General features: G+C 60.8%; 16 protein-coding genes. 12 read left to right on the top strand and 4 right to left on the bottom strand.

What is annotated here, in order from left to right:
* Positions 1–14: 14 nt before the first annotated feature.
* The 5 genes from HCK86_RS01750 to HCK86_RS01730 all read left to right on the top strand — a co-directional run bounded on the left by HCK86_RS01750 (position 15) and on the right by HCK86_RS01730 (position 7,109).
* Positions 15–971, top strand: coding sequence for an ABC transporter substrate-binding protein (locus tag HCK86_RS01750; RefSeq protein ID WP_176082737.1), 957 nt, complete (start codon positions 15–17; stop codon positions 969–971).
* A gap of 33 nt (positions 972–1,004) precedes the next feature.
* Positions 1,005–2,678, top strand: a complete 1,674-nt coding sequence (locus tag HCK86_RS01745; RefSeq protein WP_176082736.1) for an iron ABC transporter permease — start codon at positions 1,005–1,007, stop codon at positions 2,676–2,678.
* A gap of 227 nt (positions 2,679–2,905) precedes the next feature.
* Entirely contained in the window at positions 2,906–4,729 is a 1,824-nt protein-coding gene (locus tag HCK86_RS01740; RefSeq protein ID WP_176082735.1) for an SLC13 family permease, read from the top strand.
* 135 nt (positions 4,730–4,864) lie between these two features.
* Entirely contained in the window at positions 4,865–5,368 is a 504-nt protein-coding gene (locus HCK86_RS01735; RefSeq protein WP_176082734.1) for a GAF domain-containing protein, read from the top strand.
* Positions 5,369–5,696: 328 nt separating this feature from the next.
* Positions 5,697–7,109 (top strand): DUF1254 domain-containing protein, encoded by a 1,413-nt coding sequence (locus tag HCK86_RS01730; RefSeq protein ID WP_246739411.1) that lies wholly within the window; start codon positions 5,697–5,699, stop codon positions 7,107–7,109.
* 80 nt (positions 7,110–7,189) lie between these two features.
* Here HCK86_RS01730 and HCK86_RS01725 read toward each other — a convergent pair whose 3' ends face one another.
* From HCK86_RS01725 to HCK86_RS01710, 4 genes are all read right to left on the bottom strand, one after another.
* Complete coding sequence (locus tag HCK86_RS01725; protein ID WP_141147736.1) at positions 7,190–8,476, bottom strand: TRAP transporter large permease; 1,287 nt, start codon at positions 8,474–8,476, stop codon at positions 7,190–7,192.
* Positions 8,477–8,479: 3 nt separating this feature from the next.
* Positions 8,480–9,007 carry a TRAP transporter small permease gene (locus HCK86_RS01720; protein ID WP_176082733.1) on the bottom strand — a complete coding sequence of 176 codons (528 nt, stop codon included), beginning with the start codon at positions 9,005–9,007 and terminating at the stop codon, positions 8,480–8,482.
* Between the two features lie 90 nt (positions 9,008–9,097).
* Positions 9,098–10,084, bottom strand: coding sequence for a C4-dicarboxylate TRAP transporter substrate-binding protein (locus HCK86_RS01715; protein WP_176082732.1), 987 nt, complete (start codon positions 10,082–10,084; stop codon positions 9,098–9,100).
* Between the two features lie 36 nt (positions 10,085–10,120).
* The gene (locus tag HCK86_RS01710) at positions 10,121–10,822 is read right to left on the bottom strand and encodes a GntR family transcriptional regulator (protein WP_176082731.1); all 702 of its coding nucleotides are present in this window, start codon (positions 10,820–10,822) and stop codon (positions 10,121–10,123) included.
* 154 nt (positions 10,823–10,976) lie between these two features.
* On the opposite strand from HCK86_RS01710, the gene uxuA reads away from it, so the two are divergent.
* The 7 genes from uxuA (at position 10,977) to HCK86_RS01675 (ending at position 19,628) form a co-directional block, all read left to right on the top strand.
* Complete coding sequence (uxuA, locus tag HCK86_RS01705; protein WP_176082730.1) at positions 10,977–12,173, top strand: mannonate dehydratase; 1,197 nt, start codon at positions 10,977–10,979, stop codon at positions 12,171–12,173.
* A gap of 360 nt (positions 12,174–12,533) precedes the next feature.
* A complete protein-coding gene (locus HCK86_RS01700) occupies positions 12,534–13,886 on the top strand; it encodes an extracellular solute-binding protein (RefSeq protein WP_176082729.1) in 1,353 nt (450 codons plus the stop codon).
* Positions 13,887–13,971: 85 nt separating this feature from the next.
* On the top strand, positions 13,972–15,264 hold the full coding sequence (locus HCK86_RS01695) for a sugar ABC transporter permease (RefSeq protein ID WP_246739410.1): 1,293 nt from the start codon (positions 13,972–13,974) through the stop codon (positions 15,262–15,264).
* A gap of 10 nt (positions 15,265–15,274) precedes the next feature.
* The gene (locus HCK86_RS01690) at positions 15,275–16,099 is read left to right on the top strand and encodes a carbohydrate ABC transporter permease (protein WP_176082727.1); all 825 of its coding nucleotides are present in this window, start codon (positions 15,275–15,277) and stop codon (positions 16,097–16,099) included.
* The gene (locus HCK86_RS01685; RefSeq protein ID WP_176082726.1) at positions 16,099–17,157 is read left to right on the top strand and encodes an ABC transporter ATP-binding protein; all 1,059 of its coding nucleotides are present in this window, start codon (positions 16,099–16,101) and stop codon (positions 17,155–17,157) included. The genes HCK86_RS01690 and HCK86_RS01685 overlap by 1 nt, the downstream gene beginning before the upstream one ends.
* Positions 17,158–18,609, top strand: a complete 1,452-nt coding sequence (locus HCK86_RS01680) for a glycerophosphodiester phosphodiesterase family protein (protein WP_176082725.1) — start codon at positions 17,158–17,160, stop codon at positions 18,607–18,609.
* Complete coding sequence (locus HCK86_RS01675; RefSeq protein WP_176082724.1) at positions 18,609–19,628, top strand: LacI family DNA-binding transcriptional regulator; 1,020 nt, start codon at positions 18,609–18,611, stop codon at positions 19,626–19,628. Before HCK86_RS01680 ends, HCK86_RS01675 begins: the two co-directional genes overlap by 1 nt.
* Positions 19,629–19,637 lie beyond the last annotated feature (9 nt).

Here is a 19,637-nt window from a genome sequence, read left to right as displayed (position 1 = left end):
TAGGGGACGACAGTATGAATAAGACATTGGGCATTTTCGCAGCCGCGACCTTGGGACTGCTGATGGCCGGAACCGCATCGGCTGAAACACTGACGGTCTACAGCGCCGGTCCCGGTGCGCTGATCGAAAAGCTTGCTGCTGGCTTCAAGGCCAAGACCGGCGATGATGTCGAGGTCTTCCAGGCCACCACCGGCAAGGTGATGGCGCGCCTTGCTGCCGAACAGTCCAATCCGGTTGCCGATGTGGTGATTTCGGCCTCCTGGGACACGGCCACCGATTTCGACGCCCAGGGCCTGCTGCTCGATTATCAGAGCCCGAACGCCGAAATGGTGCCTGATTTTCTGAAGTCCTCCGATTACGTCGCTCAGGGCATTTCCGCTCTGGCACTGGCCTGGAACACAACGAGCGACGTTCCCGAGCCGAAGGACTGGGCCGATCTCGCCGACCCGGCTTACAAGGACATGGTCACCATGCCCGATCCGGCCAGCTCCGGCTCTGCCTATGAGCTGGTTTCGGCACTGGTTTCCGATCCGGCGATCGGCTGGGATCTGTTCGAGAAGCTGCATGATAACGGCATGATCGTCCCGGGTGCCAACGCCCAGGCGCTGAACCCGGTTCTGCAGGGCTCGCGCGCCGTTGTCTTCGGTGCGGTCGATTATCAGACCATGGGCATGATCGAAAAGGGCGAGACCATGAAGGTGATCTTCCCGACCACCGGTACCGTGATTGCGCCGCGCCCGATGATGATCCTGAAGTCCTCGGCCCATCAGGATGCAGCCAAGGCTTTCATCGACTATGTTCTGTCTGATGAGGGGCAGGCCGCCGTTGCCAGTGCCTTCCTGATGCCGGCACGGACCGATGTTTCCGCCGACCGCCCGCTGATTTCCGACCTGAAGCTGCTGACGGTTGATGCCGGCGGCGATCGCGAGGCCACGCTCACCAAATTCGCGGATATCTTCGCTTCCAACTGAGCATAAGCCTTGAAACTGACGCGCAGTCACAAGATGGACGATACGATCGGGGGCGGCTCCATAGCCGCCTTCGTCATACCCGTGCTTCTGATTCTGATCGCCTTTCCGCTGGTCTTCATCCTGCTGCAGGCAATCTTCCCGAACATCGGTGCCGGTTCGCTGGCCGGGCCGTTTTCAGCCTTTGCCGAAACCCTTGACGATCCCAAGATCGCGCTTTGGACGCTGAACACGCTGAAGCTCGGCGCCGGTGTCGTGTTCGGGGCGGCCATCATCGGTGTGCCGCTCGGCATGCTGCGCGGGCTGTTCAAAGTGCCGGGCGCCCAGCTGTTCGATCTGATCTTTCTCGTGCCGTTCACCATTCCACCTTACATCGCTGCCATGGGGTGGATCTTCACGCTCCAGTCCCACGGCTATCTCGATCAGGTGACCGGCATCAATCTCGGACGCTTCCTGTTTTCCTACTGGGGCGTCGTCTTCGTGATGACGATGAATGTGTTTCCGGTGGTCTATTTCGCCGTTTCGCGCAGCGTTGCGGCGATTTCCGGGCGCTATCTCGAGGCGGCCCGGGTTCATGGTGCCTCCGCCTGGACAAGTTTCCTGCGCATTCTTCTGCCGATGGCGGTTCCGGCAATCGCCGCGGGCCTGCTTCTGGTCTTCTCGATGTCGATCGAAGAGTTCGGCACGCCGGCCGTGCTTGCCGCGCGCTCCGGCTTTCTGGTGCTGGTTACCGGCGTCGAACAGCGGCTGTCCGATTACCCGATCGACCTGCCGGGTGCCTCGATCCTGTCGATCATTCTCGTCTGCCTCGCCTTTACCGCCTTCATGACCCAGAATTACATCGTCAACAAGCGTGATTACGGTACCATGTCGGGCAAGCCGTCGCGGGCCGAACCGATGGCGCTGAAGCGCTTCCGGCTGCCGGTCCTGGTCTTTTTCGGTGCCGTCGCCTTCATCGGCACGGCCATGCCGATTGCCGGTGTTCTGCTGACCGCCTCGACGCGGACGATCTCCGGCGGTCTCAAGCTGTCCAACCTCTCCTTCGACAATTTCCGCGCGCTTGCCGATAATACGTCCGGGGCGATCGAAGCGCTGACGACAAGTTTCATTCTCGGCGCTTCCACCGCGCTGATCACCGGAATCATCGGTGTTCTGACCGCGCTTGTGACTGTGCGCCAGAAGACCAGGACCGCACGTTTTCTCGATTTTCTGAGCCTGACACCCAACACGATCCCCGGCATTGTCCTGGCTGTCGGCATGATTCTCGCCTGGAACCAGCCTTGGCTGCCCCTGACCGTCTACAACACGCCGCTGGTGCTGATCTTCGCCTATTGCTGCCTGCTTTTGCCCTATACGGTGCGCTATGCGACGACGGCGGTCCGGCAGATGGGCACGGGGCTTGAAAATGCCGGACGCGTCAGCGGTGCCGGGACACTGACGGTGATTTTCCGCATCATCATTCCGCTGATCATTCCCAATATGATTGCCGCCATGCTGCTGGTGTTTGCCATTGCCTCGCGTGAACTGGTGGCGACCATTTTGCTGGCGCCGCTCGGCACGTCGACAATTGCGACTTTCATCTGGAAACAGTTCGAGCAGGGCTCCGTCGGCCTTGGCATGGCCATGAGCGCGGCGGCGATCCTGATCACGCTTTCAGTGCCCGCGCTTGCCGGTCTGATCACGAGGCGATTCGGCCGCCAGCACGGCTGAGACTGGCTGACAGGGCAACAGGACGAGAAAATCCTCGCCATTGCAGTCCCGGCACCTGCCGTGACAATGTTCCGTAATTGGGGGCTTTGCCGGTTGCCCGCCGCCATTCTTCGGACTTTCGCCCATGCGGCATATTACTGCCAAATTGACAGGCGCGCGCAGACAGCGTTTAGTCTGTGGCTTTCATTGCTTGATTAGTTTTTTTGTTCAGAGGATCGTTTGCAGGAATGGAATATTTCCATCTCACCGCGACATTTGCCATCGTCCTCTTCACGATCGTGCTGTTTGCGATTGATCGCTTCTCGATAGAAACCATATCACTTGGGGTGCTGGTCACACTGCTGTTGCTGTTCGGGGTTTTTCCCTACACCGGGACCAGCGGCCACGTGGTTTCGATTGAAGATCTGCTGTCCGGCTTTTCCTCGCCGGCATTGGTCACGGTGCTGGCGCTGCTGATTGTCGGCAAGGGATTGTTTGCCACCGACGCGCTGGAAGGGATCACCAACCGGATCGGCAAGCTCTACAGCCGCAAGCCGCGCATTTCGGTGGCGGTGATCCTGATCGTTGCCGGTACGACCTCGGCCTTCTTGAACAACACGCCGGTCGTGGTGATCTTCATTCCTGTTCTGGCGTCACTGGCCGCGAGTTTTCGCCTGCGCGCCTACCAGATCTTCATGCCGCTGTCCTTCATCACCATTCTTGGCGGCATGACGACGACGATCGGCTCGTCGACCAACATGATCGCCGTCGGCATGGCAGCCAAGAGCGGGATCGATATCGGTCTGTTCGACATTTCAGGCCTCGGCGTCATTCTGGCATTGATCGGCTATGCCTATGTGCTGTTCGTGCTGCCGCGCATCCTGCGCAGCCGCCAGTCCGAGCTGATTGCCAATCCGAAGCAGAAGGGCGCGCTGTTTCTGGGCGAGATCGCACTCAATCCGCAAAGCCGCTTTCTCGGGCTCAAGCCGACATCCGGCTTCTTTCCCGAACTGGCGCCCTTCACGCTGCATTCGCTGGTGCGCGACGGACGGCTGATGCTGCCACCCTATGACGACACGCTGGAACTGGCGGCGGGCGACAAGCTGCAGCTGACCGGTACGCGCAAGGCCTTCATGAAGCTGGCCGCGCAGGGCGAGGCTGCCGGCATTGCCCAGACCGGCAAGGCCGAGACGGCCGGCGCCCGAAGGGTCGGTGCGGACTATCATCTGGCAGAAGCGGTGGTGGCGCCCGGCTCGCGTTTTGAGGGGCGGACAATCCGTTTTTGCGGCATTCAGGCCGCTTTTGGCGTCGCCATTTACGGCGTGCTGCGGAAAAACCGCATGGGCCGCGGCGCGCTTGACTATCTGAGACTAGAGGCCGGCGACACGCTTCTCGTCGGTGGCGGCCACGAAGCGATCGGCTCGATGCGCGGCAATCACGATATCCTGCTGCTCGAGCATTCCGCCGAAAGCGTGCCCCCGCGTGACAAGGCGCTGATCGCGAGCCTGATCTTCGGCGCCATCGTCCTGCTGTCGGCCACCGGCATATCGCCGATTGTGGTCAATGCCGTGGTCGGTGCGCTGTTGATGATCCTCACCGGCTGCCTGACGCTGGAACAGGCCGCCCGGGCCTTCGAGCGGCAGCTTTTCCTGCTCATCGGCGCATCGATTGCCATGGCAACGGCATTGCAGGCGACAGGCGGGGCTGCGCTGATCGCCAGGGGCGCGGTGTCGCTGGCTGGCGATACATCCGCTGTCGGGGTGATCACCATTCTGTTTGTCACGGTGGCTCTGCTGACCAATATCCTGTCCAACAATGCCTCGGCGGCGCTGTTCATGCCGATCGCACTCGATATGGCTGAAAGGGTCGGTGCGCCACCCATGGCTTTCGTCGCAGCGGTCATCTACGCTGCCAACTGCTCCTTCGTCACCCCGATCGCCTATCAGACCAACATGCTGGTCATGGGGCCGGGGCACTACAGTTTCGGTGATTTCGTGCGGGCCGGAACGCCGCTTCTGATCCTGATGACGATCTCTTTCGCGCTTTTGGCGCCCTGGTATTACAATCTTTGACCCCCATCTGTCCGCCGCCGCTCCGTTGGCCGTACCGGTGCCGCATGCGTGCGAGGAGATGTCTGGTCATTGCCCGGACAGCCGCCGTGCATCCGGGGCAAGAAAACGCGCCACCGGCGCATAACGGAGACGAGAATGAGTAATCCTGACTACCTGGCCTTCACCCGCGCAATGGCATCCGACACGGCGCAGCCGGAAACCGCTTTCAAGGCGCTGGAAGCGCTGGCAAAGGACGTTGTCGGCGTCAAGCTGTTCACTGTGATGATCGCGGATACGGATGCGCGCGTCTCCGAACGGGTCTATTCCAACATGCCCGATGTCTATCCGGTATCGGGCACCAAGCCTTACAATGAAACCTACTGGTCGGATGTGACGCTGAAGCGCCGGGAAACCTTTGTCGCCAACACGATTGAAGCGATTGCGGAGGTCTTTTTCGATCACAAGCTGATCAACGAACTTGGCTGCCAGTCGGTCATCAATGTCCCCGTCACGGTGGATGGTCAGGTCATCGGCACGATCAACTGCCTGCATGAGGAAGGTTTCTATACGCCGGAGCGTGTTGCCGCGGCCGAGGCGCTGAAACTGCCCGGTGCTGTCTGCGTGCTGTTGCGCGAAAAGCTGAAACAGGCTGCAGCCTGATCTTCCGAGCGCTATTGCTGACATGAAATGGGCCGCTCCGGTTATCCGGTGCGGCCTTGTGCGAAGCATTGCCGGTATTGCGCAATTTCGCCCGGTCGGCGAGGGCAGGGCAGTGCGACCCGGGACGCGTCGGTGAGACGGATCGTCGCAGGTGGGCTCCCGGCAGTTCCGACGCGTCCGGCAGATCCGGGGTTCTTGCCTGCGCGCGCACAGCCTCCGGATGTGCCGGTTGTATTCTGTATATACTTCGACCATAGGTGAAATTATAGTCCGCTCCCGGCGGGATCGCCCGCCGCGCCGACACGGCGTTCAGGGGAGAGGAGCGTTCATGAGCACAAGGTTTATCAGGTGGGGTTCTGCGGTCGTGCTGGCCGTCTCAGCCGTTTTTCCGTCATTCGCCGCGTATGCCGCTGGCAATCTGACCGAAGCTGATGCCAAGGAGATTGCGGTCGGCGCATATTTCTATGCCTATCCGCTCGTGACGATGGATGTCAGCGAGAAGGTAACGACCAACTGCGGCGTCGAGACCGGCAGCCTTGGTGCGGCGATCAACCAGTTCTCCAACATGAGGGAATTTCCGGACGCTACCTTCACGGAGGTCGTGCGGCCCAATTCGGACACGCTCTATTCGTCGTTGATGTATGACGTGACCAGCGAACCCCTGATCATCTCGGTTCCGGCTTCGGGCGGCCGCTACTGGCTGATGCAGATCATGGATGAATGGTCCGACGTTTTCGCGACACCCGGTTCGCGCGCGACCGGCAACGAGGCGCAGTCCTTCGCGCTGGTGCCTGCCGGCTGGCAGGGAACGCTGCCGGACGGCGTGGAGCGCTATGAAAGCCCAACCGGTCATGGCTGGCTTCTGGGGCGCACCCAGACCAATGGCGCCGCCGATTACGAGAATGTCCATGCGTTTCAGGATCAGCTGAAGGCCGTGCCGCTCAGCGCCTGGGGGACCGACTACAAGGCACCGGCCTGCAAGCCCGATCCGTCGATCGACATGAGCGCGCCGATGAATCAGGTCAACGGCATGGACGGGCGGACCTTCTTCACGCGCTTTGCCGAAGTGCTCAAGGCCAACCCGCCGCATGCCAACGACTATCCGACGCTCGACCGGATGAAGCGGATCGGTCTCGTTCCCGGCGAAAGCTTCGATTTCGACGCGCTGCCGGCGATGGTCCAGCAGGCAATGGAGGCTGCACCGTCGATCGCGCTGCCGATCATCAAGGAGGCGGCCGAACATTCCGGTGTCAAGATCAACAACTGGCACGTCAATATCAACAGCATCGGCACCTATGGCGCCGATTATATCGCCCGGGCCTCCGTGGCCTATTTTGGGCTCGGCGCCAACAAGCCGGTCGACGCCATCTATCCGACCACGGATCATGACGTGAACGGCGACCCGCTCGACAGCGGCAAGGCTTATGTGCTGCATTTCGACAAGGATCAGGTTCCCCAGGCGCGCGCCTTCTGGTCGATCACCATGTACAACGACGCGCAGTCCTTCGCCGCCGATCCGATCGACCGTTATACGCTCGGTGACCGCAACCCGCTGAAATACAATGACGACGGCTCGCTCGACATTTACATCCAGCGCGAGAGCCCCGGCGCCGACAAGGAGCCGAACTGGCTGCCAACGCCCGCAAGCGGTGGCTTCTCGATGACCTTGCGCATCTACTGGCCCGATCCGCATATGATCGCCGGTGGCTGGACGATCCCGGGCGTCACGCCGAAGTCGTGATCGCGCCTCGGCGCGCTTGTGAGACACAAAAAGGCCGCGCCGGAATTCCGGCGCGGCCTTTCCATTGCGTCGGCCCGGCGTCAGCCGCCGCCATAGGCAAGATTTGGCAGGAACAGCACGACACCCGGTGCAAACAGCAGCAATGCCACCAGCAGAATGATCGCCGCCATGAAGGGCAGGGCCTCGCGGACAAATTCCTCGAGTGGCGTGTCGAGCAGGCTGCAGACGGTGAACATGGCGACGCCGACCGGCGGCGTCATCGAGCCGAAGGTGACGATGGTCATCATCAAAATGCCGAAGTGAACCGGGTCGACCCCGGCCTTGACCACAACCGGCACCAGGATCGGTGTCAGCAGCAGCACAAGGATCGTGCTCTCGAAGAACAGGCCGGCGATGAACAGGCCGATCAGGATGACGGCGACAATCAGGATCGGATTCGACAGGCTTTCCAGCATGAAATGCGCCACGCTCTGCGGCACCTGCAGGAAGATGATGGCAAATCCGATCATGCCGGACATCAGGATAATCAGCATGATCAGGCCGATATCGGACATGGCGTGACCGAAGGCGCGCTTGATCGCCTCAAAGCTCATCACGCCATGGGCAAAACGTCCGACGGCGATGGCGTAGACCACCGCAAAGGCGCCGACTTCGGACGGGGTAAACAGTCCGCCACGGATCGAGCCGATCAGAAGAACCGGGAACAAAAGGGCCCATTTTGCATCCCAGGCGGCCTTGCCGAAGGCGCGGGCCGTCGGCTTTTCCATGTCCTGCATCACATAGCCGCGTTTGCGGGCCACGAGCCAGGCGGTCACCATGAGGAAGACCATCATCAACAGGCCGGGAATGATGCCGGCCATGAACAGCCGTCCGATCGAGACCTGCCCGACATAGCCGTAAAGGATCAGGCCGATCGAGGGCGGAATGGTCGCGGTGATCAGCGAGGACAATGCGATGACGGCCGACGAATAGCCCTTGGAATAGCCATTTTCGATCATCTGCGGCCCGAGCACGCGGGCTTCCATGGCCGCATCCGCCACGGCCGAGCCGGAGACGCCGCCCATCAGCGTTGACAGGATGATGGCCACCTGCGCCAGGCCACCGGCCATCCAGCCGACGGCGACCTTGGAGAATTTGAACAGCCGGTCGGTGATGTCGCTTTCATTCATCAGATGCCCGGCCAGCACGAAGAAGGGCACTGCCAGCAGCGGAAAGCTCTGCGACACGGTGGCAATCTTCTGCACGCCGATCGAGACCGGCATGACATCGGAGGTGAGAAAGAAAACAAAACCGGAAATGCCGATCGCAAAGGCGATCGGAGCGCCCAGAACCATGAGGGCGAAAAAGACGATGCCGATCAGACCCATGGCTTAGACCTCACTCTGAGCCGCCGCTTCAAGCGTGTCGGCCGTGCTGGTACGTGAGAAGACGAGATAACGCTTTTCCTTCAGATGCTTCCATGACTGGTAGAGATTGCCGAGCATGGACAGTGACAGCATGGCACAGCCGACGGGAACCGCTATCGTCACATAGGCATAGGAAAGGCCGCTATCGCCGAACTGGCGCTCGCGATTGAGCATGGTGAGCTTGTAGCCTTCCACCGCCAGAAGCATCAAGAAGCCGATGAACAGTGCCGTCAGCAGTGTTTCCAGGATCAGCCGGTTACGGTGGGAAAGCTTGCGGGCGAGATAATCAACGCCGAGATGGGCGCGCTCGCGCATGGCGCGGGCGGCGCCCAAAAAGCAGAGCCAGATGAAGAGCAGCTGCGCCAGGTCGACCGACCAGATCAGCGGATGGCCGAAAAAGCGCATCAAGGCGGCGACAAACACCAGTATGGTGATGACACCCAGCAGAATTGCGCCGACGGCAAATTCGATACGTGCGAGAAATCCAGGCATGAAAGCCCCCATGACGTGACAGGGAAAAGGCCGCGCGCGCTGAAAGGCTCAGGGCGCGGCCTTCTGTTTCAGGGCATTCCGTCGGCGTGCTTACTGGCCTGCGGCAATCGCCTGCAGCTGGCCGCGCAGTTCGCCATAGCCGAGCTTGTCATAAACGCCGGCAGTGGCCTCCTTGAACGGTGTCACATCGATCTCGTTGACTTCAACGCCTTCGGAAATCAGCTGTTTCTCGATGCCGGCCAGCGCATCCTGGGTGCCGTAAGAGGCAATATCGCCCGCCTTGACGGCCTCATCGGTCAGCACGGTCTGGAGATCCGGCGGCAGACTGTCGAACCATCCGGCCGAGGTGATCAGGCCGGTGATCAGGTTGATATGACCTGTCTTGGTGACGACCTTGATGACCTCATCCAGCTTGGCGCCAACCACGGCGGGAAGCTGGGCTTCGGCACCATCGATGACATTCGATGACAGGGCTGAATAGACTTCGCCCCAGGGCAGCGGCGTCGGGGTTGCCCCCATGGCAGCGATGGTCTCGGTCCAGACCGGCGCGCCCGGCGTGCGCATGCGGATGCCCTTCAGATCTGCGGGAACGGTGACTTCCTTTTCCGTCAGCAGATGGCGTTCACCCTGCCACCAGTTGAAGGAGAGCACCTGCAGGCCCGAATTGTCATGCAGTTTCTTGGCCCAGCCATTGAACTGGTCGGACATGACCACTTTGCGGATACCGTCATAGCCCGATGCCAGGAACGGCGCGCCGAGCACGCCGAATTCATTTTCGAAGACGGCAAGGCGTCCGCCATCGACAACCACAGCGACCGGCGCGCCGGCGCGGGCCTGTTCCAGCACGTCCTCATCGGGGCCGAGCTGCGAATTCGGGAACAGGCGTACTTCGAGCTTGCCGTCCGATGCCTTGGCGACATTGTCCTGGAAGGCCTCAAGCCCCTTGTAGAGCGGGTCCGAGGTGGCAAGCGCCGTGTTGACGTTCAGTGTATAGTCTGCAGCAAGCGCGCTTGAAGCCATAAGCCCTGCGGCAATGCCTGCGGCGGCGAGTGCGGTCAGTTTGAAATAAGCGGTCATCCAAGTCCTCCCTTTGATGATAACGCATGAAAAGGATCAGTCCCTCTGGTCCTCGAAGAATTCCGGCTTATCGCCGAAAATGGCTGGCAGATCGCTGAGGATCTCGCGCAGATGCCCGCGGATCGCGGTTTCCGCCGATGTCTGGTCGGAGGCCTCGATGGCATCGACCACGGCTTCGTGCTGGGCGGTGAGCTTGAGCATGGGAAAGCGCAACAGCGACAGATAGCGTACCCGGTCCATCTGCACCTTCAGCCCTTCAAGCAATTCCCAGGCGCGCTTCTTGCCGGCGGCTTCGGCAAGCGTGCGGTGAAACAATTCATCGAGCTTGATGAAAGCGTTGGCATCATTGCGCGCAGCGTCCTTCTGCCGCACCAGCTGGGCGCGCAGATCGGCAACCACGGCGGAATCCGGCTTGCGGGCGAGAAGGCGGACGATGTCGGCTTCAATCGCCTCGCGCACGAAGCGCGCATCCATGACGGCGGCCTGCGAGATCCGGCGGACAAAGGAGCCGCGCTGCGGGCGGATCTCCAGCAGGCCTTCCTCCGAAAGCTTGATGAATGCCTCACGCACCGGCTGGCGGCTGACCGAAAAACGGGCTGCAATCTCCGATTCTGAAAGCCGCGTGCCAGGCGGCAGCTCATTTCTGAGAATGAGGTCGCGCAGGATGACATGCAGCTGAGCGGCGACGGGGCCGCTGGGCTCGATCGATGCCGGAAAGGGCAGAATGGTCTCTGTCATCGCGTCTTCCTCCTGATAAGGATGTTGCACCATACTTCCATACTAGTCAACAGGCATTGAGAGTGGTAAGAAACAGATGTGGAGGCGGTCAGTGCGTTGCCTATGATGCGGACGGGCTGTCAGACATAATGAGAAACGAAGCAGGGAGAGTAGGATGAGGCAGACCTGGCGTTGGTTCGGCCCGGTTGACCGGGTATCGGTCGATGACATGTTGCAGGCAGGCGTCGAAGGTGTGGTCACGGCACTGCATCATGTGCCGACGGGCGCGGTCTGGACGCCGGCGGAAATCGCCAAACGCCAGGATGAACTGGGAAAAATGCGCGACGGCGCCGCCTCTGGTCTGAAATGGGAGGTTGTCGAAAGCCTGCCGGTTTCAGAAGACATCAAGAAGCAGAAGGGCGACTGGCGCAGCCATATCGAGAACTACAAGGTCTCGATGGAAAATCTCGCAAGCGCCGGAATCAAGATCATCTGCTATAATTTCATGCCGGTTCTGGACTGGACCCGCACGGATCTGGCCTATCGCCTGTCATCGGGCGCCACCTGCATGCGCTTCGACTATGCCGATTTTGCTGCTTTCGATATCCATATTCTCAAACGTGCTGGCGCGGTGGAGGATTTCCCCGACGACATTCAGGCGCTGGCCGCGACGCGCTTTGCCGCCATGAGCGATGCGCGAAAGGCCGAGCTTTCGAAGAATGTCGTCTTCGGCCTGCCGGGTTCGGCTGAAAGCTTTTCGCTGGATGATGTGCGTCTGCACCTCGGCGAATATGCGAAAATGTCGCCGGACGGTCTTCGGGCAAATTTCATTGCCTTTCTGGAAGAGGTCGCGCCGGTGGCCGAGGGACTTGGCATCCGGCTCTGCTGCCATCCCGACGATCCGCCGTTCGGTCTGCTTGGCCTGCCGCGGGTGATGTCGACGGAAGCCGACTACAAGGCGTTGATGGAGGCCGTCGATATCCCGGCCAATGGCATCACGCTCTGCTCCGGTTCGCTCGGCGCCAGGCCCGACAATGATCTGCCCGGCATGATGGAGCGGCTGGGCGACCGGGTCCATTTCCTGCATCTGCGCAATGTGAAGCGCGAGACCGGCAATATTCGCGGTTCCTTCTATGAATCGGAACATCTCGGCGGAGATACCGACATGGTGGCGCTGGTGGCGGCCGCTCTTGCCGAGGAAAACAAGAGAAAGGCAGCCGGAAGGTCGGACTGGAACATTCCTTTCCGCCCTGATCACGGTCTCGATATTCTCGATGATCAGGCGCGCCAGGCCCAGCCCGGCTATCCGGCCATCGGCCGGCTCAAGGGGCTTGCCGAACTGCGTGGCATTGTCGCGGCCCTGGACCGCTGAGCCCGCCATCGTCATCCCCGTGCTTGGTCCACGGGGATCCAGGCTCTTCAGGACATTGGACTGAAAGGCGCTTTCGCCGTGCAGACGCATGGCTGATGGATAGCTGTGTCAGGCACAGCCATGACGCCAGTGGGTATTGCAAAGCTTCGTCAACAGTCTGACGGGTGGTGCGCTGCGCTGCCCGTTTTGCCATTTCACTGCAACATTTGCGGGTGAGGCGGAATAGTCTCCCGCCTGTCGGAAAAGTTTCAAAAAGCTGAAATCTTTCTGTCGCGTACCGGGTTCATAAGGGCATTGCAAACGCGTGCAATATTGTTTGCACGCGCGTGCAAAACCGGACACCAAATGGGCAGGACCGTTATGACCATCACGAATTTCACCAAGCGATTTGCCATTGCCGCGGCGCTTCTCGCCGGCACCGCGCTTTCCGCAGCAGCCGAAGACCACACCATCACCGTATGGGCCGGTGGCACTGGCGACAGCGCCAACTACCGCGTCGACAACATTGAAATCGCCGCCGACATATTTAACCGCGAAGCTGCCATCCGTGGCGACGACACGACGGTCACCGTCGAAAAGCAGGTCTGGTCGGGCTGGGATGACTTCCGTCAGGCCGTGACGCTGGCTGGTGAAGCGGGCAACGGCCCCAACATCATCGTCGCCGGCCATGACGACATCGCGCCTTGGGCCCAGGCCGGCCTGCTGCGTCCGATCGAGGATTATGTCTATCTCGACACCTATCCGCTGAGCCAGATCTACCAGAACCTCTGGGACGTCGCGACCGTCAACGGTCAGGTCTGGGCGGTTCCGCAAGACGCTGAAGCCCGCATCATGTTCTGGAATATCCCGGCACTGAAGGCGATCGGCTGGAGCGACGACCAGATCGCGGCGCTGCCGGAAAAGGTCAAGAGCGGCGAATTCACCATGTATGACATGGTCGATGTGCTGAAGAAGGAGCAGGACGCCGGTGCCGTCGAGGCCGGCAATGGCTTTGGCCCGCGTCCGACCAACGGTCTCGACCAGTGGCAGTTCTACCAGTCCTTCGGTGGTGTGATTGCCGATCCCGAAACAGGCAAGCTGGTGCTCGACGCCGCCGCCATGACCAAGGCCTATCAGTTCATCGCCGATGCGGTGAAGGATGGTGTCGTTTCCTCGACCTATCTCGGCCTGCCCTGGGACACCTGGCACGCTTCCGTTGCCGCCTACAAGTATGGTGCCTGGATGGGCGGTTCCTGGCACTATGCCCAGTGGACGGGTACCAACAACATGGAGAACTTCTTTGACAACGTGCAGGCGACGCTGATCCCGGCCGGCGACAAGGATGGCCGCGCCAATTCGATCACCCATCCGCTCGTCTACATGGTGTCATCGCTCGGCAGCGAGGATGACGCGGAAATCGCCGCCCAGCTGATCGAGATCGCCTCGAACCCGGAACTGAACGCGCTTCACGCCGTCAAGTCCGGCCATCTGGCGATCGGCGAGGACGAGGTCAAGGTTCCGCTTTACGCCAATGACAAGTGGCTTTCCGAGGCGAGTGCCTTCCTGCCTGACGTCAACTCGGTTCCCAACAACGTCAATGTCGGTCTCTATCAGAACGATTATTTCGCCGACCTGCAGTCCGTCTGGACCGGTTCGCTGACGCCGGAACAGGCTGTCGACGAGCTGAAGACCAAGGTTCAGGCCGATTTCGGCGACGGCATCATCATCCGCTGATGGCTGGTTGATCCGGAACCGGCGGCACCCGCCGGTTCCTTTCCTTTTCTCTGCGGGCAAAGCAATGCGACACAGAACGAGCCTGATGGGATTGGCGTTTCTCGCTCCGACCCTGATCCTCCTGGCGGCCTTTTTCATTCTTCCGGTGATTTTCACCGGCTATTTCTCCTTCACCAACATGTCGACCTCGACCGGGATCGGCAAAGGCGACTATGTGCTGACGCCGAACCTCATCCGCGACCTGAAGGCCGAAGGTGTTGATCAGGCTGTGCTTGATGCGGTTTCGCGCGAGACCTATCGCGTCGATGCCGACAGCGTTGCGGCCGCGAAGGCTGCGGGCATCGACAGCAGGTTTGCCGACGACATCGGCACCACGCTTTCGGGGCAAAGCTTCACCAGCGCCCGCGATTTCGAAAAGGCCCTGCGCGGACTGAAATCGGCGCCGCGTTCGCCGCGCGCCCTCAAGGATGCGCAGAAGGCCTTCACCGAGACAGCTGTCAATATCCGTTACGCTTCTGCCGATCAGCTTTCGGCGATGCTGACGGCCGTTGCGCCGGAGGTGAAGCAGGAGACGCGCGACATGATCGTCAAGCGATCCTATACCGGCCCGGTGATGACCACCGACAATTTCCGCAAGCTCGCCAGCCAGCCGGAAACCTTGCGGCTGGTGCTCAATACCGTGCTTTATGTCGGGTTCACGCTTGCTTTCTTCAACGTGACCCTCGGCCTCGTGCTCGCGCTTTTGATGTTCTATCTGCCGAAGCAGGTGACGGGGCTTTTCTCCGCTCTCTGGCTTCTGCCGCGAATCACGCCGGTCGTCATCTATGCGGTGCTGTGGAAGTGGTTCACCTGGGATTCGGGCTTCCTGCCGACGCTCGCCCATGTCATCGGCCTGCCGAGCTTCAACTATATGACAGGTTCGATCGGCTCCGCCTGGGTGATCATGATCTGCGCCAACGGCTTTATCGGCGCCTCCTTCGGCATGATCCTGTTTTCCGGCGCGCTGCGCGCCATTCCGGTGCAGCAGCTCTGGGCGTCCGAAGTGGACGGGGCAAACCGCTTGCAGCAGGTTCGCCGCATCATCCTGCCGCAGCTTCGCTGGCCGATCCTGTTCGTCACCTCCTATCAGACGCTGTCGCTGCTCTCGTCCTATGACCTGATCTGGCTGACGACCAATGGCGGTCCGGGCAAATCGACCATGGTCTGGGCGCTTGAAACCTTCCAGACCGCGCTTTTCAACTATACCGGCAACCTGCAATACGGGCTCGGCGCGGCGATGGCGCTGGTGCTGGTTGTCATCGGGCTTTTGCTGTCGATCGTCTATCTGAGGCTCTTCAAGTTCAACGAGCTGGTCTCACGACCGAAGATCGAATTCTGAGGAGACCGCCATGACCCGCAATTTCAAGATGCTGCCGGTGATCCTCGTTCTCCTGATCCTAAGCGCGCCGATCATCATCATGTATGCCTTCCTGGTGATCGACACCTTTTCGATCACCCCGCCCGGGGCGCTGTTTCCGAACGAATTCACACTGAAACACTGGCGCTTTCTTTTCGATCCGACCGTTGCCGGCAATGTCTGGCTGGCGACGCGCAACTCCTTCATTCTGGGCGCCACCATGGTGGTGTTCGTTCTGGCGATTTCGTCAACCGGTGGATATGCGCTGTCGCGTCTCAACCTGCCATTCCGTTCCTTCTTTCTGGGCGGCCTTCTGGTGCTGCATGCATTTCCGGCGGTCACGCTGCTGATCGGCATCTTTCTGGTGCTGAATTTCACCGGTCTCTACAACACCATGACCGGGGTCATTCTGGTCAAGGGCGCACTGATGCTGCCCTTTGGCGTCTGGATCATGAAGGGCTTTTACGACGCTGTTCCTTGGGAAATCGAGATGGCCGGCGTTCAGGATGGCGCCAGCCGCTTTACCGTCTGGCGGCGTCTGGTCCTGCCCCAGGTCAAACCCGGCTTCGTTGCGCTCGGTGTCTTTGCCTTTCTCGACGGCTGGAGCGAGTTCCTGCTGCCACGGATCCTGGCGCCGAGTGCCAATTTCCAGGTCCTGTCAGTGCTGCTGTCAAAACTCGGCTCCACGGACAGTATCGGCTATGACTTCTCGCTGTTCCAGTCCGTCGGCCTTTTCTACACCCTGCCGGTGCTCATTCTCTTCGTCCTTTTCCAGAACCGGCTCATGAACATCTTCAACGGAGGCACGAAGGGCTAATGCGTCTCGTACTCGACAATTTCACCAAGACCTTCGACGACGTCAAAGTCATCGAGAACATGAACCTGACCGTCGAGGACGGCGAGATGCTGGCGCTGCTCGGCCCCTCCGGCTGCGGCAAGTCGACAACGCTCTTCGCCATCTGCGGCATCCACCGGGTCAATGGCGGGCGCATCCTCTTTGGTGATCAGGATGTTTCCAACCTTCCCTCGCAGAAGCGCAATGTCGGCGTGGTGTTCCAGAACTACGCGCTCTATCCGCATATGACCGTCCATGAGAACATCGCCTTTCCGCTGGAAGTGCAGAAGAAGGAGAAGGCGGAGATCGACCGTGCCGTGCGCGAGATCGCCGAGCTGATCCATATCGAGGAACTGCTGCAGCGCCGGCCCGCCCAGCTTTCCGGCGGTCAGCAGCAGCGCGTGGCGCTGGCCCGCGCCATCGTCCGCCGTCCGGATGTGCTGCTGCTCGATGAGCCGCTCGCCAATCTCGATGCCAAGCTTCGTCTCGAGATGCGCTCGGAAATCCGCCGCATCCAGCTTGAGACCGGCATCACCGCCATCCTCGTCACCCATGATCAGGTCGAAGCCATGTCGATGTGTGACCGCGTCGCCATCATGAACAAGGGTGAGATCCTGCAGATCGCACGGCCCACGGACATGTATCGCGAGCCGGAAAACCGTTTCGTCGCAGGCTTTCTCGGCAATCCGCCGATCGTCTTTCTCGATGGCAGGACCGATGGCGACGGCGTCTTCGCGATGGAACAAGGCATCTCGATGCCGCTTCCCGAACGGCTTCGCGGCATCGAAACGGGCAAGACGATCGCGCTCGGCATCCGCCCGGAATTCTTTGGCCTGGATGGCAATGCGACGCTTGACGGGCGGGTGCGCTTCATCGAGCCGCAGGGCCGTGAAATGCTGTTCGATGTCGAGGTCGGCCCCGGCGTGATGCTTCGGTCGATCCAGCCGGTACGGTCCGATGTCGGCATGGGCGATTCCGTCTCTTGGAAGGTCAACACAGATCACGTCCTCGTTTTCGACGAGTCCGGTGCGAGGCTCTGAATGACCGCGATCGATCAGTTGTGGCCGGCGAGGCGTTTCGCCGGACGCCCGTCCGTCATCGCCCATCGCGGCGCCTCGGCGCATGCGACCGAGAATACGCTTCACGCCTATGCGGCGGCGGCTGATCTCGGCGCCGACATGTGGGAAATCGATGTGCATCTGACCGCCGATGGCGTGCCGGTCATCTCGCATGATGCCTCGACCGAGGCCGTGTTCGGCATCGCGCATGTGATTGCGGACACGGATTTTCAGACCTTGCGGCGGGATGTGCCGGGCGTTCCGACATTGCGTGACGTGGTGGATCTGGCACGGCAGCGCGATCAGGCGCTCTATATCGAGATCAAGGGCAAGGGGTCGGGCGTCGTGGCGCTCGCAGCGCTTGAGAAATGGGGTTTTGACGCCGCCGTCTTCGGCAGTTTCAACCATGATGAGGTTCGTGCCATGGCGGCGGTCGGAAGCCGCTATCAGATCTCGGTGCTGGTGCGCAAAGGCGAAGACCCTTTTGAGGCCCAACGCGATACCGGCGCCGGGATCATCCATCTGTGCTGGGAAAAGGCAAGCGAGCGGCCCCAGGATCTGGTGACGCCGGAACTGATCGCAAGAGCCGCTGGCGAAGGGATCGGCATCGTGCTCTGGCATGAGGAAAGGCCGGCGGTGCTTGAAGATCTTGTGACCCTGCCGGTGCTTGGCATCTGTTCCAACCAGCCGGAACTGATCGGCGGCTTCTCGGCCCTGCCATCGCGAAGGACGGTGGTTGTCTGCCATCGCGGGGTCAATCATCTGGCGCCGGAAAATACGAAGGCCGCCGCTGTTCTCGCCTATGATCTCGGCGCTGACATACTGGAGCTTGATGTCCGCGAGACCGCCGATGGCGTCATTGTGGTCCTGCATGACAAAACGCTGGACCGGACCACGGATGCGACGGGTTTTGTGGTTGAAACCGCGCTTTCAGCACTCGAAGGGGTTGACGCGGGGCGCTGGTTCTCGCCCTTCTATGCCGGTGAGAGTGTTCTAACCCTGCAGGCGGCAATCGCGCTCTGCAAGGCGCGGGGGCGGCAGATGTATATCGAGAACAAGGCGGTCCGGCCGGAAAAGCTTGTCGCGCTTGTCAGGCAGATGGACTTTCTCGATCAGTGCTTCTTCTGGTCTGCCGATATGGCATTGATGGACGGCATGCGTGCGGTCTCGCCGGATGTGCGGCTGAAATCCAATATTGCCCATCATGGTTCGATCGATGCGATGATTGACCGGCTACAGCCGGTGATCGCGGAGATAATGCTGGAAGACTGGGAGGAAGAGGCCCCTCTGTGCCGGGCGCGCGGTATCACGCCGATGCTGCATTATTTCGGCGATGACCCGGCCGTCTTTGCGCGGATCGCTAAGCTCGCCCCGGAGATGATCAATCTCAACCGTGCCGACATGCTGCTCGATTGTCTGAAAAGGCTTTCCTGATGGGCGATGACAGCCAGCAGCGCTGCCGCCAGCCGACGGCGGATGACGTCGCCCGGCTCGCCGGTGTGTCGCGATCCGCGGTGTCGCGCACCTTCACGCCGGGTGCAAGTGTCGCGCCGGCCACGCGGGAAAAGGTCCGCGAAGCCGCCGAAAAGCTCGGTTATCGGGTCAATTTCCTTGCGCGCAGCCTTTCCACCCAGCGCACCAATCTCGTTGCCATGGTTGTTTCGGATCTGGAGCATTCGCTGCGGTCCATTCTGGTCGACAAGCTGGCGCGCGGCCTGGTGGCACGGGATTTCCGTCCCTTCCTGCTGCCGTGGAGCGCTGGCGACAATATCAGCCGGCTGATCGACATGATGCTACATTATAACGTCTCCGGCGCCATCGTTACCTCCGACACGCCGCCGCGTGCGATTGCTGAGGAATGTATCCGCCATGGCGTGCCCCTGGTTCTGGTGGAAAAGGCGCCCGTCGGCGGCAATGTCGCCAGTGTCCGCCATGATCACGCCGAGGCCGGCAGGCTGGCCGCCGACGAGCTTTACCGCTCCGGCTGCCGAAGGCTGGCCTATGCCGGCCAGCGACGCCTTTCCTACTCGATCGGCCAGCGCCGTGATGCATTCGCTCTGCGCGCGGCAGAGCTTGGCATCACGCTCACCGATCCGTTTTTCGGCGAACGGCAGAACCATGAGGGCGGCGAAGAGGCGGCGCGGGCCTTCCTTGCCGCCATGCCATCGGTTGACGGTGTCTATTGCGCCAATGATTTCTTTGCGCTCGGCTTTCTCGATGGATTGAGGCGCGAAGGCGGTCTTCGCCTGCCGGACGATCTTGCACTGGTCGCCTGCGACGACATACCCGAGGCTGCATGGGCAAGCTATAACCTGACCACGGTGCGCCAGGACCCGGCCGCAGTCGCCAGCGAGGCCCTCACGTCACTCGGTCGCGCCATGGCCGAGGAAGAAACGGGCGAGACCATTCTGCCAGTCAAACTGATCCGGCGCGCAACGACGCGTGCCCTGTAATTTCTGCAA

Origin of the sequence: Martelella sp. HB161492, from assembly GCF_013184775.1 — a bacterium.
Classification (GTDB): Bacteria; Pseudomonadota; Alphaproteobacteria; order Rhizobiales; family Rhizobiaceae; genus Martelella.
This window is presented reverse-complemented; position numbering and strand designations above follow the sequence as displayed.